Annotated in this window: 14 protein-coding genes; 9 read left to right on the plus strand and 5 right to left on the minus strand. The window is 72.9% G+C overall.

The window, feature by feature from the left end; genetic code table 11:
* Positions 1 to 61 precede the first annotated feature (61 nt).
* The 5 genes from SLINC_RS40450 (at position 62) to SLINC_RS40470 (ending at position 4961) form a co-directional block, all read left to right on the plus strand.
* Positions 62 to 1087 carry a LacI family DNA-binding transcriptional regulator gene (locus SLINC_RS40450; RefSeq protein WP_067443396.1) on the plus strand — a complete coding sequence of 342 codons (1026 nt, stop codon included), beginning with the start codon at positions 62 to 64 and terminating at the stop codon, positions 1085 to 1087.
* 101 nt (positions 1088 to 1188) lie between these two features.
* A complete protein-coding gene (locus SLINC_RS40455; RefSeq protein ID WP_067443397.1) occupies positions 1189 to 2490 on the plus strand; it encodes an alpha/beta fold hydrolase in 1302 nt (433 codons plus the stop codon).
* Positions 2491 to 2787: 297 nt separating this feature from the next.
* Entirely contained in the window at positions 2788 to 3531 is a 744-nt protein-coding gene (locus tag SLINC_RS40460) for a PIG-L deacetylase family protein (RefSeq protein ID WP_067443398.1), read from the plus strand.
* Between the two features lie 28 nt (positions 3532 to 3559).
* Positions 3560 to 4450, plus strand: coding sequence for an RNA polymerase sigma factor SigJ (sigJ, locus tag SLINC_RS40465; protein WP_067443399.1), 891 nt, complete (start codon positions 3560 to 3562; stop codon positions 4448 to 4450).
* A gap of 10 nt (positions 4451 to 4460) precedes the next feature.
* Positions 4461 to 4961: a GNAT family N-acetyltransferase gene (locus SLINC_RS40470; protein WP_067443400.1), complete on the plus strand. Its 501-nt coding sequence runs from the start codon at positions 4461 to 4463 to the stop codon at positions 4959 to 4961.
* A gap of 7 nt (positions 4962 to 4968) precedes the next feature.
* On the opposite strand, the gene SLINC_RS40475 is transcribed toward SLINC_RS40470, so the two are convergent.
* Positions 4969 to 5169, minus strand: coding sequence for a DUF5999 family protein (locus tag SLINC_RS40475; protein ID WP_067443401.1), 201 nt, complete (start codon positions 5167 to 5169; stop codon positions 4969 to 4971).
* A 178-nt stretch (positions 5170 to 5347) separates the two neighbouring features.
* Between SLINC_RS40475 and SLINC_RS40480 the strand changes: the two genes are divergently transcribed.
* Positions 5348 to 6178: a pentapeptide repeat-containing protein gene (locus SLINC_RS40480; RefSeq protein ID WP_067443402.1), complete on the plus strand. Its 831-nt coding sequence runs from the start codon at positions 5348 to 5350 to the stop codon at positions 6176 to 6178.
* On the opposite strand, the gene SLINC_RS40485 is transcribed toward SLINC_RS40480, so the two are convergent.
* Entirely contained in the window at positions 6140 to 7657 is a 1518-nt protein-coding gene (locus SLINC_RS40485; protein ID WP_067443403.1) for a cytochrome P450, read from the minus strand. The two genes, SLINC_RS40480 and SLINC_RS40485, sit on opposite strands and share 39 nt — an antisense overlap.
* 107 nt (positions 7658 to 7764) lie before the next feature.
* Here SLINC_RS40485 and SLINC_RS40490 point away from each other — a divergent pair, with 107 nt between their 5' ends.
* Positions 7765 to 8373 (plus strand): TetR/AcrR family transcriptional regulator, encoded by a 609-nt coding sequence (locus tag SLINC_RS40490; RefSeq protein ID WP_067443404.1) that lies wholly within the window; start codon positions 7765 to 7767, stop codon positions 8371 to 8373.
* Positions 8374 to 8522: 149 nt separating this feature from the next.
* A complete protein-coding gene (locus tag SLINC_RS40495; RefSeq protein WP_067443405.1) occupies positions 8523 to 9251 on the plus strand; it encodes a DUF2470 domain-containing protein in 729 nt (242 codons plus the stop codon).
* Here SLINC_RS40495 and SLINC_RS40500 read toward each other — a convergent pair.
* The 3 genes from SLINC_RS40500 to SLINC_RS40510 all read right to left on the minus strand — a co-directional run bounded on the left by SLINC_RS40500 (position 9219) and on the right by SLINC_RS40510 (position 12908).
* A complete protein-coding gene (locus SLINC_RS40500; RefSeq protein ID WP_067446285.1) occupies positions 9219 to 10445 on the minus strand; it encodes a lactonase family protein in 1227 nt (408 codons plus the stop codon). The two genes, SLINC_RS40495 and SLINC_RS40500, sit on opposite strands and share 33 nt — an antisense overlap.
* Before the next feature lie 123 nt (positions 10446 to 10568).
* Complete coding sequence (locus tag SLINC_RS40505) at positions 10569 to 11600, minus strand: hypothetical protein (protein ID WP_067443406.1); 1032 nt, start codon at positions 11598 to 11600, stop codon at positions 10569 to 10571.
* A 60-nt stretch (positions 11601 to 11660) separates the two neighbouring features.
* Positions 11661 to 12908 (minus strand): FUSC family protein, encoded by a 1248-nt coding sequence (locus tag SLINC_RS40510; protein ID WP_067443407.1) that lies wholly within the window; start codon positions 12906 to 12908, stop codon positions 11661 to 11663.
* Between the two features lie 175 nt (positions 12909 to 13083).
* On the opposite strand from SLINC_RS40510, the gene SLINC_RS40515 reads away from it, so the two are divergent.
* Complete coding sequence (locus SLINC_RS40515) at positions 13084 to 14463, plus strand: erythromycin esterase family protein (RefSeq protein ID WP_067443408.1); 1380 nt, start codon at positions 13084 to 13086, stop codon at positions 14461 to 14463.
* Positions 14464 to 14504: the final 41 nt, after the last annotated feature.

Below are 14504 nucleotides of genomic sequence, written 5' to 3' on the forward strand. Positions count from 1 at the left end.
GGCATGACGGTAATGTGAAGGCATTCCGGCCGCTCCCCGCCCTCCTGGAGGTCTCTGCCTGATGGCCCAGTCCGTGGGTATCAAGGACGTCGCCCGTGCCGCCGGAGTCTCCGTCGGCACGGTGTCGAACGTCATCAACCGCCCGGACACGGTCGCCACCGAGACCCGGGCGCGGGTGCTGTCCGCGATAGAGCGGCTCGGCTACGTCCGCAGCGAGTCCGCGCGCCAACTGCGCGCGGGCCGCAGCCGGATCATGGGGCTGCTCGTCCTCGACATGGGCAACCCCTTCTTCGTCGATGTCGCGCGCGGCGCCGAGCGGGCCGCGCGCGAGGCCGGACTCGGCGTGATGGTCTGCAACAGCGCCCAGAACCCGGGCGAGGAGGCCGACTACCTGTCGCTCTTCGCCGAGCAGCGAGTGCGGGGCGTACTGCTGACCCCGGCCGACGCGACCGGACGCAACATCGGGACGTTCCGGCGCCACGGCATCCCCTTCGTCCTCGTCGACCGGGTCGCCGAGGGCACCACCGAGTGCTCCGTCTCCGTCGACGACGTGGCGGGCGGCGCGCTCGCCGTGCGCCACCTCGTCGACGCCGGGCACCGCTCCATCGCCTACGTCAGCGGCCCGCCCGGTCTCAACCAGGTCCGGGACCGCCGTACGGGCGCCCTGAACGCGCTCGCCGAGGCCGGGCTGGGGCCGGAGCACCTGCGCGAGCTGCCCACCGAGCGGCTCGACGTGGCCGCGGGACGGGACGCCGGCGCCCGGCTGCTCGGCCTCGCCGACCGCCCGACCGCCGTGTTCTGCGCCAACGACCTGCTCGCCCTCGGCGTCCTTCAGGCCATGTACGCGGCCGGCATCACGGTCCCCGACGACCTGGCGATCGTCGGCTACGACGACATCGAGTTCGCCGCCGCCGCGGCCGTGCCGCTCACCTCGGTCCGCCAGCCCGCCGTCACCATGGGCGCCATGGCCGCGGAGCTGCTCCTGGAGGAGACGGAGGCCGAGACGACCGGACGCCGGCACGAGCACCGGCGGGTCGTGCTCCAGCCCGAACTGGTGGTGCGGCGCTCCAGCCTGTCGGCGCGCTGAGCGCCGGTTCAGTAGCGGCGCGTGATCCCCGGGCTCGGCCGGCGGGCGGGCATGTGCTCCACTGGGACGCGGCCAGCCGTCCGTCCGCACCGGGAGCCCCGTTGACCGTCAGCTACCGCCAGCCCGGCGTCGTCCTCACCGACCGCCGCTTCACCGTGCCCCTCGACCACGACGACCCGGCGGGGGAGACGATCGAGCTCTACGCCCGCGAGGTCGTCGCGAGCGACAAGGCGCACCAGGACCTGCCGTGGCTGCTCTACCTCCAGGGCGGCCCGGGATTCGGGGCGAATCGTTTCGTCGGCCGGCAGGCCTGGCTAGACCGGGCCCTGAAGGAGTTCCGCGTCCTGCTCCTGGACCAGCGCGGCACCGGCCACTCCACGCCCGCCAACCGGCAGACACTCCCGCTGCGCGGCGGCCCCGCCGCCCAGGCCGACTACCTCACCCGCTTCCGCGCCGACTCGATCGTCCGGGACTGCGAGACGATCCGGCCCGAGGTCACCGGCGGTGCCCCCTGGACGGTCCTCGGCCAGAGCTTCGGCGGGTTCTGCGCGGTGCACTACCTCTCCACCGCCCCCGAGGGCCTGCGCGCCGCCGTGATCACCGGCGGTCTGCCCTCCCTCGACGCCCACGCCGACGACGTCTACCGGGCCGCCTTCCCCCGCATCGAGCGCAAGGTCGCCGCGCACTACGCCCGATACCCGCAGGACGTCGAGCGCGCCCGCCAGATCGCCGAGCACCTGCTGCGGCACGAACCCCTCCTGCCGAACGGCTACCGGCTCACCGCCGAGGCCTTCCAGTCCCTCGGCATCCTCCTCGGCGGCAGCGGGGGCAGCCACCGCCTGCACTTCCTCCTCGAACAGGCCTTCGTCCGCACCCCTGCGGGCCCGGCCCTTGCCGACGCCTTCCAGGAAGAGGTCCAAAACCTCCTGTCGTACGCGGGCCACCCGCTGTACGCCCTCGTCCACGAGGCGATCTACGGCCAGGACGCCCGTCCCACCGCCTGGTCGGCCGAACGCGTCCGCGCCGAGTTCCCGCGCTTCGACGCCGCCAAGACCCTCGCGGGCGACGAACCGCTGCTGTTCACCGGTGAGTCGATCCACCCCTGGATGTTCGACTGCGACCCGGCGCTGCGCCCGCTGCGCGAGAGCGCCGACCTGCTCGCCGCCCGCACCGACTGGCGGCCCCTCTACGACCGCGCCCGCCTCGCCGCCAACGAGGTCCCCGTGGCGGCGGCCGTCTACCACGACGACATGTACGTCGACGCGGGCCACTCCCTGGAGACCGCCCGCGCCGTCCGCGGCCTGCGCACCTGGGTCACCGACGAGTTCGAGCACGACGGTGTCCGCGCGAGCGGCCCCCGCGTCCTGGACCGGCTGCTGGCACTCACCCGCGACGAGGCGTGAATCCACGGCGGACCGTCGAGGGGCCGGGCCAGGGCCTGTCCGGCGGATCATGTCGCGGTCGCGGGGGCCTGGCACGCACTCCCCCACTGCCTTAAAGGCGTGGGGGGACCCCCAGCGGCGTTGTCGTCGGTTGCCGACTCCCCCACGCTCGAACAACCTCGCGCGGGGGGACCCCCATCGCGTCGCCGCCCTCCTCCGCCTTGCAGCCGCACGCACCAGCCCCCCGCTCACCGGCACTTATCAGGCACCGTTACTCCCATGCGACCTGATCCGCCGGACAGGCCCTAGTCTGCGGCCATGACTGAGCCGCGGATCACTCCCCTCGCACCCATGCCCGACGACTGGCGGCGCGCCCTCGCCGTCGTGGCCCACCCGGACGATCTCGAGTACGGCTGCTCGGCGGCGATCGCGGCCTGGACCGACGCCGGGCGTGAGGTCGCCTATGTCCTCGCCACCCGCGGCGAGGCCGGGATCGACACGCTGGCGCCGGACCAGTGCGGCCCGCTGCGCGAGCGCGAGCAGCGGGCCAGTGCGGCGGTGGTCGGTGTGTCGGCCGTGGAGTTCCTCGACCACAGGGACGGCGTGATCGAGTACGGCACCGTGCTGCGCCGGGACATCGCGGCCGCGATCCGCCGGCACCGCCCCGAGCTGGTGATCACCCTCAACCACCGCGACACCTGGGGCGGCGTCGCCTGGAACACCCCCGACCACGTGGCGGTGGGGCGCGCCACCCTGGACGCCGCCGGTGACGCGGGCAACCGCTGGATCTTCCCCGAGCTCGTCGAGCGGGGACTGGACCCCTGGGACGGCGTGCGCTGGGTCGCCGTAGCCGGCTCCAGCACACCCACCCACGCCGTGGACGCGACCCCGGGCCTGGAACGGGCGGTGCGCTCCCTGCTCGAACACCGCACCTACATCGAGGCGTTGACCGACGAGGACCCCGAGACGTACGCACGAGGCTTCCTGACGGGCACCGCGACCGCGACGGGGGAGCGGTTCGGCGGTACACCGGCGGTCGCCTTCGAGCTCTTCGCCCGCTAGCGTCCACACCTTTCCGTAGGGGGACGGCATGAACGAGACGGACCTGCTCGCGGACCGCTTCGAGGAGCACCGCGGGCGGCTGCGGGCGGTGGCGTACCGCATGCTCGGCTCGACGGCCGAGGCGGAGGACGCCGTCCAGGAGACCTGGCTGAAGCTGAGCCGCACCGACGTGGCGGAGATCAGGAACCTGGGCGCCTGGCTGACGACCGTGACGGGCCGGGTCTGCCTCGACCTGCTGCGCTCGCGCACCACCCGTCGCGAGGACCCCCTGGACGACGCCTTCGTCCCGGACCCCGTGATCCGGCCCCTGACGCGGACCGATCCGGAGGAGGAGGTCCTGCGGGCCGACTCGGTGGGTCTCGCCCTGCTGGTGGTCCTGGAGACGCTGGAGCCCGCCGAGCGGCTCGCGTTCGTGCTGCACGACATGTTCGCGGTGCCGTTCGACGACATCGCGCCGATCGTGGACCGCAGTCCGGCCGCGACCCGCCAACTGGCCAGCCGCGCCCGGCGCCGCGTCCAGGGGGCCACCCCGTCGTCCGAGCCCGATCCCGGCAGGCGGCGGGAGGTCCTCGACGCCTTCCTGGCCGCCAGCCGGGCGGGGGAGTTCGAGGCGCTTCTCGCCGTGCTCCACCCGGACATCGTGCTGCGCGCCGACTCCGGGACGCTGGCCGGCGCGGCCGCGTCGAAGGTGGTGCGCGGGGCCCGGGCGGTGGCCGAACAGGCCCTGCTGTTCCGGGAGTTCGCGCCCTACGCGCACATGGTGCTCATCAACGGCGAGCCCGGCTTCGTCAACATCGTCGACGGACGGATCCAGTCCGTCATGGGCGTCACCGTCGCCGACGGCAGGATCGCCGGGATGTACATCCTGGCCGACCCCGAACGGCTCGCCGCCCTGGACCTGCCGAAGGGCATCGGGTGATGCTGACCTCGTGACCGATCAACGCGCCTTCACCATCGTCCGCCGGCCGGGCCGGGCCGCTTCCGCCCAGGACGGGGTGGCCGAGCTGCTGGCCGCCTACCATCTGCGGACACAGGCGGAGAAGGGCGAGGTCGTCGCCGGTGTGGGCGAGCTGCCCGACCGCTACCGGGCGGAGATCCTGGACCCGGGGACCGCGTTCGCCGACGATGTCGTGCTGCTGGCGTTGAGTGGGGACACCGCGGTGGGCTGCCTGGTCGTGACCGCCCCCGTCGAGGGACGCTGCGAGGTCAAGAGGCTCTGGGTGGACCCGGCGTTCCGGGGGAGGGGCCTCGCGGCCGGCCTGGTCCGGGCGGCGCTCGCGCAGGCCGCCGAAAGCGGAGTCCGCGCGGTGCGGTTGTCGGTGTGGAAGTGGCGGACGGACGCGATCGCCCTGTACGAACGGCTCGGATTCACCGTCACCGAGTCGTGGGAGGAGCGCGCCCAGCTGGTCTGCATGGGACGCGCGGTGTGACGGCCACTCAGACGGCCACGACCAGCGCGGCCGGGTTGCGGTACGGGCTCACGACCTGTCCGTCGGGGAGGAGTTCGCCGGTGTCGTCGAAGACGATGGTGCCGTTGCACAGCAGGCTCCAGCCCTGTTCGGGGTGGGCCGACACGATCATGGCACCGCGGTGCTGAGGGCTGTCGGCGGTGGGGCACGGGGGCTGGTGGCTGCACATGGTCTCGCTCCTCGGTCCGGTCGGGACTCCTGCCTCGTTCGGCTCCATGTCTCTGTGGTAGCCGAACTTGTTTTCCGTTGTATGTGGAGACCCCCACAACGCCGGAAACTCATCGGTGAGTTTCCGCTCCCGAGCCCGCGATCCGTGGCCATGACTTGCCGGTAAGTAGGCTGGTGGGATGCAAGACCACACGATCGACCGCACCGACCTGCGCGGCGACTGCGGGCAGTGCTTCGGCCTGTGCTGCGTCGCACTGCCCTTCGCCGCCTCGGCGGACTTCGCGATCGACAAGGAGGCCGGACGGCCCTGCCCCAACCTCGGGGGCGACCACCGCTGCGGGATCCACGCCGAGCTCCGGCAGAAGGGCTTCACCGGCTGCACGGTCTACGACTGCTTCGGCGCCGGGCAGAAGGTCTCGCAGATCACCTTCGGCGGCCGGGACTGGCGCACCGGCGGACGCGACCACACCCGGCGGATGATGGACGTCTTCCCGGTCGTCCGCCAACTCCACGAACTGCTCTGGTACCTCACCGAGGCCCTGACCCTCCCGGCGGCCGCCCCGGTCCACGCCGACCTGCGCCGGGCCCTCGACGAGACCGAGGCACTGACCCGGCAGAGCCCGCAGGAGATCGGGGCGCTGGACGTCGGAGCGCACCGGCAGCAGGTCAACGTCCTGCTGCTGAGGACCAGCGACCTGGTCCGGGCGGAGATACCCGGCAAGAAGAAGAACCGCCGCGGCGCCGACCTGATGGGCGCCCGTCTGAAAGGGGCCGCCCTCCGGGGCGCCAGCCTGCGCGGCGCCTGTCTCATCGCCGCCGACCTCACCGGTGCCGATCTGCGCGGCGCGGACCTGATCGGCGCCGATCTGCGGGACGCCGATCTCACGGACGCGGACCTGACCGGGGCCTTCTTCCTCACCCAGCCCCAGCTGAACGCGGCCAGGGGCGGCCCGGGAACCCGGCTGCCCGGGTCAGTCACCCGCCCCGTGCACTGGACAGCGCGGCTCTGACGCGGGCGCCTCGGCAGCGGCCGGGGACGGGACCGTCACGGGCGCCGAGCGCCGCTCCAGCCGTAGCCGCAGCCTCTCCGGCATCAGCGTGAGCCGTTCGGTCACCCGCAGCCGGTAGGCGGGGTCGGGCCGCAGCTCGTAGCGGCGCAGCAGCAGCCCGAGGACCAGGGTGGCCTCGTGCAGGGCGAACTGCCGCCCGATGCAGGCGCGCGCCCCGGTCCCGAACGGCTTGTAGGTGTGCGCCGGCCGGGACCGTACGGCCTTCGCCTCGAAGCGGTCCGGGTCGAACCGCTCGGCGTCGGCGCCCCAGACGGCCGGGTCGCGGTGCACCATCGGCAGCAGGATCAGCGTCCAGGCACCCCGGCGCATCGGATGGACCCCGGCCAGCACGGTGTCCTCGCGGGCCTCCCGGGCGAAGGCGGGCGCGGTCGGCCACAGCCGCAGCGTCTCGTCCAGCACCCGGCGCACATGGCGCAGCTTGGCCACCTGGTCGTAGCCGGGCTCGGCGGTGTCGCCCCAGACCTGGTCCACCTCGGCGCGGGCGCGGGCGGCGATCTCCGGGTGGCGGGCGAGGTAGTGCAGAGCGAAGGAGAGCGCGCCCGAGGTGGTCTCGTGGCCCGCGACGAGGAAGGTGATCACCTGGCGCCGGACGTTCTCCGCGGACAGCCGCTCCCCGGTCTGCGGGTGGGACGTCTCCAGCATCCGGTCCAGCAGGTCACCGCCCCCGTCCGCGCCCGACGTACGCCGGTCCCGGACCAGCTCGTCGACCGTGCGGTTGAGGTGGGCGATGTCGGCCTCGTTGCGGCGGGCGGCCGCGCGCAGCAGCTGCGGGAAGGGCACGCTGTTGAGCCGCTGCGCGTAGGTGAGCGTGCCGACCATCGCCGCCACGAACGGGTGCGGCCGGGCGCGTTCGAAGGAGCCGAAGTCGTGCCCGAAGCCGGTGCGGGCGATCGTCTCCAGGGTCAGCTTGGTCATGTCGCCGGGGACGTCCACCTCAAGGCCCGCCGCCTGTGCCCGGTCCCAGTGGTCGGTGAGCCGTCCGGCCACCGCCAGCATCATCGCGTGGTAGCCCTGCATGGCCTCCCGGTTGAAGCCGGGGGCCAGGACGTCGTGCGCCAGTTGCCAGTTGGGCTCGTGGTTGTACGCGGTGAACAGTCCGTCCCCGGCGACCGGCCGCAGATTGGCCACCCCGAGCCCCACGTGCTTGGCGAACCGCGCCTCGTCCGCCAGGTCGGCCACCAGATCGGCGCCCCAGGTGAACACGAACTCCCGGCCGAAGGCCTTGCGCCTGAAGATCGGCCCCAGCCGCCGGGCGTGCCGGACGGTGTCCTGGAGCGGCGAGTGCCGGTCGACACCGAGGACGTCACCGAGCAGGGGGACGCGGCGCGGCGGATGCGGCAGGCGCTCCAGCTCCGGCCAGCCCAGCTCGGCACTGCGGAATCCCCTCGGCCGACCCGTCCCCGGGGTCCTCTCCGCCATGACGCCAACTCCCTCTGTGCAGCGGCAGATCGAGCTCGTTATACGTGGGTTCAACAGTGTGCCCAGTCTCGTCCCGCTGTTGAACCGACGTCAAGTAAAGTGCCGGTATGGCTGCCAACCAGGGCGGGCGCACGCGCCGTCGGCTCAGCACCGAGGAGCGCAGGGAGCAACTGCTGACGGTGGGCGCGCGACTGTTCTCGGAGAGCCCCTACGACGAGGTGTGGATCGAGCGGGTCGCCGAGATCGCCGGCGTCTCACGCGGGCTGCTCTACCACTACTTCCCGACCAAGCGGGACTTCTTCGCGGCGGTGGTCGAGCGCGAGAGCGAGCGGATGCTCCGGATGACGGCGGCCGTGCCCGGGATCCCGGTGCGCGAACAACTCGGTGCCGGCCTCGACACGTTCCTGGAGTACGTCCAGGCGCATGCGCACGGCTACCGCGCCTTCCACCGGGCCGACGCGGCGGGGGACCAGACGGTGCGCCGGGTCTATCAGCGGGCGCTGGCCGCCCAGGAGCGTCAGATCCTCGCCGCGGTGGCCGCCGACCCCGAGTGGAGTGCGCTGTCTGAGACCCGCCCCGACCTGCGGCTCGCCGTCCGCGGCTGGCTCGCCTTCACCACCGCCGTCTGCCTGGAATGGCTGCGGGGCTCGGACCTCACGCGCGAGCAGGTGCGCGACCTGTGCGCGCGGGCGCTGCTGGGAGTCATCACGCCCTGAGAGGGCCTGAACGGGCGCGGGGAGGGGCTCGCCAGGGGAGCGCGGCCCAGGGTCGGTTTCGCTTTCCTGCCATTCCATGGTCACCACGTGGTTGGCTTCCCACCGGATCTTCGATAGCTTAGGCAAGGCTTACCTAAGGAGGTTCTGGGATGGGTGACAGCCAAAGCTGGGCAGCCGTGCCTTCCGCGGCGGAACGGGCCCGGTCGGTGCTCGCCGCAGCGTGGTCCTGCGCGGTGACCGCGGAGGGCGGCCGCGAGGAGTTCGTCGGTGCGCACTCCGTGTCCGACGACGGCCGGGTGCTCCTGCACGTTCCCGAGGAGAGCACCCTGCTCGCCACCGCCGTCTGCGCTCCCCGCGGCGAGCCGTCCGCCGTTCTGGAGTTCGCCGACGTCGCGCCCGTCCCGGTACGCAGCCGTATCCGGACCCGGCTGTGGATGGCCGGCTGGTTCACCGCCGACGAGGAAGGGCACCTGGCGTTCCGGCCCACGCGAGTGGTGCTGCGCGAGCCGTCCGGCGCGGTCGTCGTCGGCCTCGACGACTTCGCCGCCGCCACGCCCGACCCGCTGGCCACGGCCGAGGCCCGGCTGCTGACGCACCTGGCCGACTGCCACGCCGACGCCGTCGAGCGCCTCACCCGCCTCGTCGACTCCGACAGCCTGCATGGCGCGGTCCGCGTCCAGCCGCTCGCCGTGGACCGGCACGGCCTGACGCTGCGCATCGAGCGCGCCCGGGCCCACGGCGACGTACGTCTGGCCTTCCACCGGCCCGCCGACGACGTCGGTCAGCTCACCGAACGCATGCACGTCCTGCTCACCCGGGCCGGCGCCGCCTCCTGCCCGCGGACGCTACAGCGGCAGCGCACAGACGGCGACGGGTGACGCGAACGGCTCGCCCGCGAGCCGCAGTTCGCCGCTGGCCCTGTCCACGTGGAAGACGGTGACCGAGCCGGAGTTCTGGTTCGCCACGAACAGCAGCCTTCCGTCCGGCGAGAACGCGGTGTGCCGCGGCCAGTCGCCGTGCACCGGCACGGTGTCCAGCAGCCGGACCCGGGCGCCCTTGGCCTCGACGGCGTACCGCGTCAGGCTGTTGTGTCCACGGTTGGCGAGATAGGCGTACGAGCCGTCCGCGGTCACCAGGATCTGCGACGGATAGCTGGTGACGTCCCCCGTGCCGGTCGGCTGGGGGTCGCCGATCGTCAGCCGACCGGTGGCCGGATCGTAGGCGCACACCGTGATCGTGTTGTCGAGCTCGTTGGCCAGGTAGGCGTACCGCCCGCCCGGGTGGAAGGTCAGATGGCGTGGCCCCGCGCCCGGCTTCGCCGACGCCCGGGACACCTCGGTGAGCGTGCCCCTGGCCTGGTCGAGACGGTAGGTGTAGACGGTGTCCGTGCCCAGGTCGACGGCGAGCACATGGCCGCCGTCGGGACTGGTGACGATCTGGTGCGCGTGCGGACCGTCCTGGCGTTCGGAGTTCGGGCCGGGCGGCGGACTGGAGTGCGTGACCACGTCGGTGTGCTCGCCCAGCGCGCCGGAGGCGGCGATGGGGTGCACGGTGACACTGCCGGAGGTGTAGTTGGCGCTCAGCAGCCACCGCCCGCTCGGATGAACGGAGAGGTGGCACGGCCCCGCGCCCGCCGAACTCCGGGTCCCGAGCACCCGCCGGTCGGCGAGCCGCACCGCGGTCACACCGCCGTCATCCCGCTCGTTGACGGCGTACAGCGTCCGGCCGTTCGGGTGCACGGCGAGGAACGACGGGTTGGCGGTCTCCGCCAGGAGCCCGCCGTCGGTGACACGGCCCGTGGCGCTGTCGTACGTGGCCAGGCCGATGCCCTTGCCGCCGCCCTCGGCGGAGGTGTAGGTGCCGAGGTAGAGGGGGTGCGACCCGGAGGACTCGCGGCCCTCGGTCTGCGGGCGCTCGTTGGTGTCGGGGGCTGTCGCCGACGCCGAGCCCGCCGACGGTGTCGAGGCCCCGCTCGGTGTCGACTCGTCGCCGCACGCCGGGAGCGTGGCCGCGGCGGCCGTCCCCGTCAGTGCGCCGACGAACCGGCGCCTGCTCCAGCCACCTGTGCCCATGTCGCCCCTCACGTCGTCACTCGTCGCGTTCGCGAAGGCCACCTTGGCGTGGATCACCCGGGGCATGCAAGGGCGGCACCACGCGTTGCGCGACGTGCAACGCTGCCGTGCATCCGGTCGTGGTTACCAGTCGCCGTCCTCGACCGGCTTCCCGGGCGCGTCCTTCAGCGGCCGCACCTGCTGCGGCGAGGGCTCCTGCCAGGGCTCGTGGTCGTCGCCGATCCAGTCGCCGACCGGTTTGACGCCCTCCAGGGTGTCCGTGGACGCCAGGTCCTCGGCGTCCTGGTCGTAGTAGTCGAACCAGGGCAGCCCCGCCCGGGTGTACGCCGCGCGGTCCACCGGTGACGGCGGGGGAGCCTCGCCGGTGATGCGCCGCCACTCCGGAGGCGTCACCAGGTGGACGAAGACCCGGCCGGCCGGCTCGGCGGACCAGTCCCCGACCGGACGGTCGTCCCGGTAGACCTCCTGGCGCATCGAGCCGCCGACACCGAGCCCCATTGCGGCGGCCCGCCGGGGCGCGGCCGCCGGAGCCGCGGGCGCCGACGCCGCCATCGGCATCGCGGCTCCGTAACCGGCGGCCTGCGGGAACGCCCTGGTGCGCTCCGCCCGCCGCCGCTCCTCCTCCTGCCAGCGGGCCAGCTCGCGCGCGTTCAGCGGGAACGTCTGCAACTGGACGCCGCCCCAGGTCTCCTCGCCCGTGACCTGGCCCTCCACCGTCGCCCCCAGGCCCAGCGGCACGGCCACGAACTGACGGACCGTCCCCTTCCCGGAGTTGATGCCGTCGAGCCACGGCTGACGGGGAAGCACCAGGTAGTTCTGCGGATCCCGGGAGAGCCGGTCGCTCCACGGCCTGCCCGAGACCGCGCACACCTTGCCCACCCCGACCTGGAGCGCGGCCGGCTCCGTCGTCCCCGCGAAGCTCAGCCACATCGCCTCGCGCAGATACACCGGCAGCATCACCCCGCCGCGCGCCCGCCACCGCTCCGGCACCCGGTCCGCATGGTCCGAGATCCTGCGCACCGGGAACTCGCCGAGCCCCGGCGGCAGCGGATGCGTGCCCGTCTCGGGCAGCCGCAGGGTGCGGACGAACCGCACGGCCACCCCGCCCGGCAGCCGCAATGTGTTCCCGTCGATCCGCACGCCGGTGTCGGTCATCGGTACGCCCCCTTCATCCCGGTCCCGGAGGCGGTCCGCCCTCAGGTGCCTTCGTCACTCTCAACGTCGCCCGGCGTCCGCCCGGTTCCGCCGCAGCGGCTCGGGAACCTTCAGGTTCTCCCGCAGCCGCGTCAGCCGCGGCATCCGCTCACGCTGCTCGCGCGCGGTACGGTCCAGTTCCTCCAGCAGCCGGTGCGAGCGGTGCTCGGTGTCGAGCTCGTCCAGGATGCGGTTGACCTCCGTCAGCACGGCACCCTGCAACTGCCACTGGCCGGCATCGCGCTGGACCTCCTCCAGGAGCAGCTGGGCCAGTTTGTCGCGGGTCGCCGCGGCCTGCCGCAGCTCCGTGGTCAGCCGGGCCTCGGCCGCGTCGGCGTTCTCGCTCACGTGTGTGGTGACCAGCACCGCGAAGCTGACGATCGCGTCGGCGATCTCCGACAGCAACTGCTCCACGACGGCCCCGGTCCCCGGGGCGAACAACGACTCGGTCTCGCGGTGCTTGGCCAGGTCGGTGAAGGTCCGCGCCAGGACCCGCAGCACCACGGTGCAGATCTCCAGCGTGTCCAGGCCGGTCCGCAGCACCACCCGGTGCAGCAGGCCCTCGCGGACCCGGGGATTGAGCCGCAGACTGTCCTCGGCCTGCCGCAGGGCCGCGTCCACCTCGACGATGGCGTGATCGAGCCGGCGCGCCTCGTGCAGTCGCTCCGTCGCGTGCTCGACGGGCGTACGCCCCGCCGCCTCCTCGCCCATGCTCAGCATCAACTGCCGGACCCGGCGGGCCAGCCCCTCGATGGACTCCCCGGCCTCGCCCACCCACACCGGAGGGGCGAGCAGCAGATTGCAGCCCAGGCCGACGACCGCGCCGATCAGCGTCTCCAGCACCCGCGCCCACGCCGTGTCCCCGACCGTCGTGACGCCGAGCACGAGCATCGCGCTGATCGCCACCTCGGGCACGAACTCGTCGACCCGCACCAGATGCCCCACGGCCAGCGACGCCACGATCAGCAGCGCCAGACTCCACCAGGTCAGCCCCACCAGCAGACTGAACGCGATGGCCACGAGGACACCCGCCACCACCGAGTTCACCCGGCGGATCCCGGTGGTGAGCGTGGAGTAGAGGGTGACCTGTACGACCAGCAGCGCGGTCAGCGGGGCCGTGAGCGGTGCCGCCTCGGGGCTGAACCGCAGCGCGATGACATACGCCACCGTCGCCGCGGCGGTGGACCGCAGCGCCTGCACGACCACCGGATCCCGGTGCCGTTTCACGAATCCCCGAAGGGACGCCGTCCCCTCACGTACCTGTCGCATCGTCGGGCTGTCCCTTTCCACGGTTGGGCCGACGGTACTCATTGCGGACCGCAACTGTCCGCAAAGAAGTGCGGATCGTTATTCCGGACAAGGCGTCGGGCCTGCGGAAAACCCCACCGCACGACGGTGGACCGCCGGATGGCCCTGGACCGCCCCGGGACGAAAGCCTCGGAGCATGACATGGCAACGGACCGGACCCAGCCTGACCTTGCTCATCACCCTGGGCGTCGCCCTCCCGGCCGGCATCCCGGCCGCGGCGGCGACGACCGCCCCGACGGCGACGACCCTGCCGGCGGCGGCCACCGCGTCGACCCAGGACGTCGTGGCGGCACTCGACCGCGCCGCCCACCCGCTGCGAACCGTCGAACCGGGCGGCGACACCGGTGACCTGCGCCCCCTCGACCGCATGATCGGCGACGCGCGCGTGGTCGGCCTGGGGGAGGCCACCCACAGCTCCCACGAGTTCTTCGCCCTCAAGGACCGCGTCTTCCGTCACCTCGTCGAGGAGAAGGGCCTGCGCACCTTCGCCCTGGAGGCCCCCTGGAGCACGGGCCTGCGACTCGACGCGTACGTACTGCACGGGAAGGGCGATCCCCGGCGGATCATGCGCGAGGAGTTCCAGCGCGACTACCTGTGGTGGAACAACACCGACTATCTGCGGCTCGTGGAGTGGATGCGCGCGTACAACGTCCGCCACCCCGAGGACCCCGTCCGGTTCATGGGCGACGACATCGCCTGGTCCGGGCCCGAGCTGTACGACGCGGTGAGCGACCACGTGGCTGCCACACACCCCGGGGCGAGCGCCCGTCTCGCCGAGCTGTACCGCGGGCTGCGGCCCACCGTGGCCACCGGGACGTATATCGAGGAGTACCTGGCCCGGCCGTACGCCGAACGCAAGGAGATGGCCGACCGCACCGGCCGGGCGCTGGACCTGGTGCGGCACCTGGGCCCGGGCACCGACCGGGAGAGCTACGGCCGGGCCCTCCAGAACGCGACCGTGATCGACCAGACCGCCCGCCAGTACGCCTGGGACCTGGAGGACCCCGCGCAGATCGCCGAGGCCATGCGCTACCGGGACCGGGCGATGGCCGCCAACGTGGTCTGGTGGCAGCGGCACACCGGTACCAAGGTGCTGCTGTCGGCGCACAACAACCATGTCGGCTACGTACCGGACGACCCCGTCCACTACCCGAAGGTGCAGGGCGCGTTCCTGCGCGACAGCCTCGGCGCGGGGTACGTGAGTGTCGGCCTGACCTTCCATCACGGCTCGTTCAACGCCACCGGCCAGGACGACGAGACCGTACGCCGCTGGACTCTCGGGCCGCCCGGCCCGGACAGCAACGAGCGGACCCTGGACCGTGTCCGCCACCGCGACCACGTCCTCGACCTGCGCACCGCCGGGCCACCGGCCCGCGACTGGCTGCGCCAGGCCCGCCCGACCCGCAGTATCGGCACCGCCTACCCGGAACTCCCGGACGACATCGCCCTCGCCCGCAGCCACGACGTGCTGATCCACCTGCACAGCATCGGGGCGGCCCGGCTGCGGGACCGCTAGAGCGTCGGCCCAGGCCCAGGCCCTGCCCGTATGACCTATGG

Source organism: Streptomyces lincolnensis (assembly GCF_001685355.1).
Lineage (GTDB): Bacteria > Actinomycetota > Actinomycetes > Streptomycetales > Streptomycetaceae > Streptomyces > Streptomyces lincolnensis.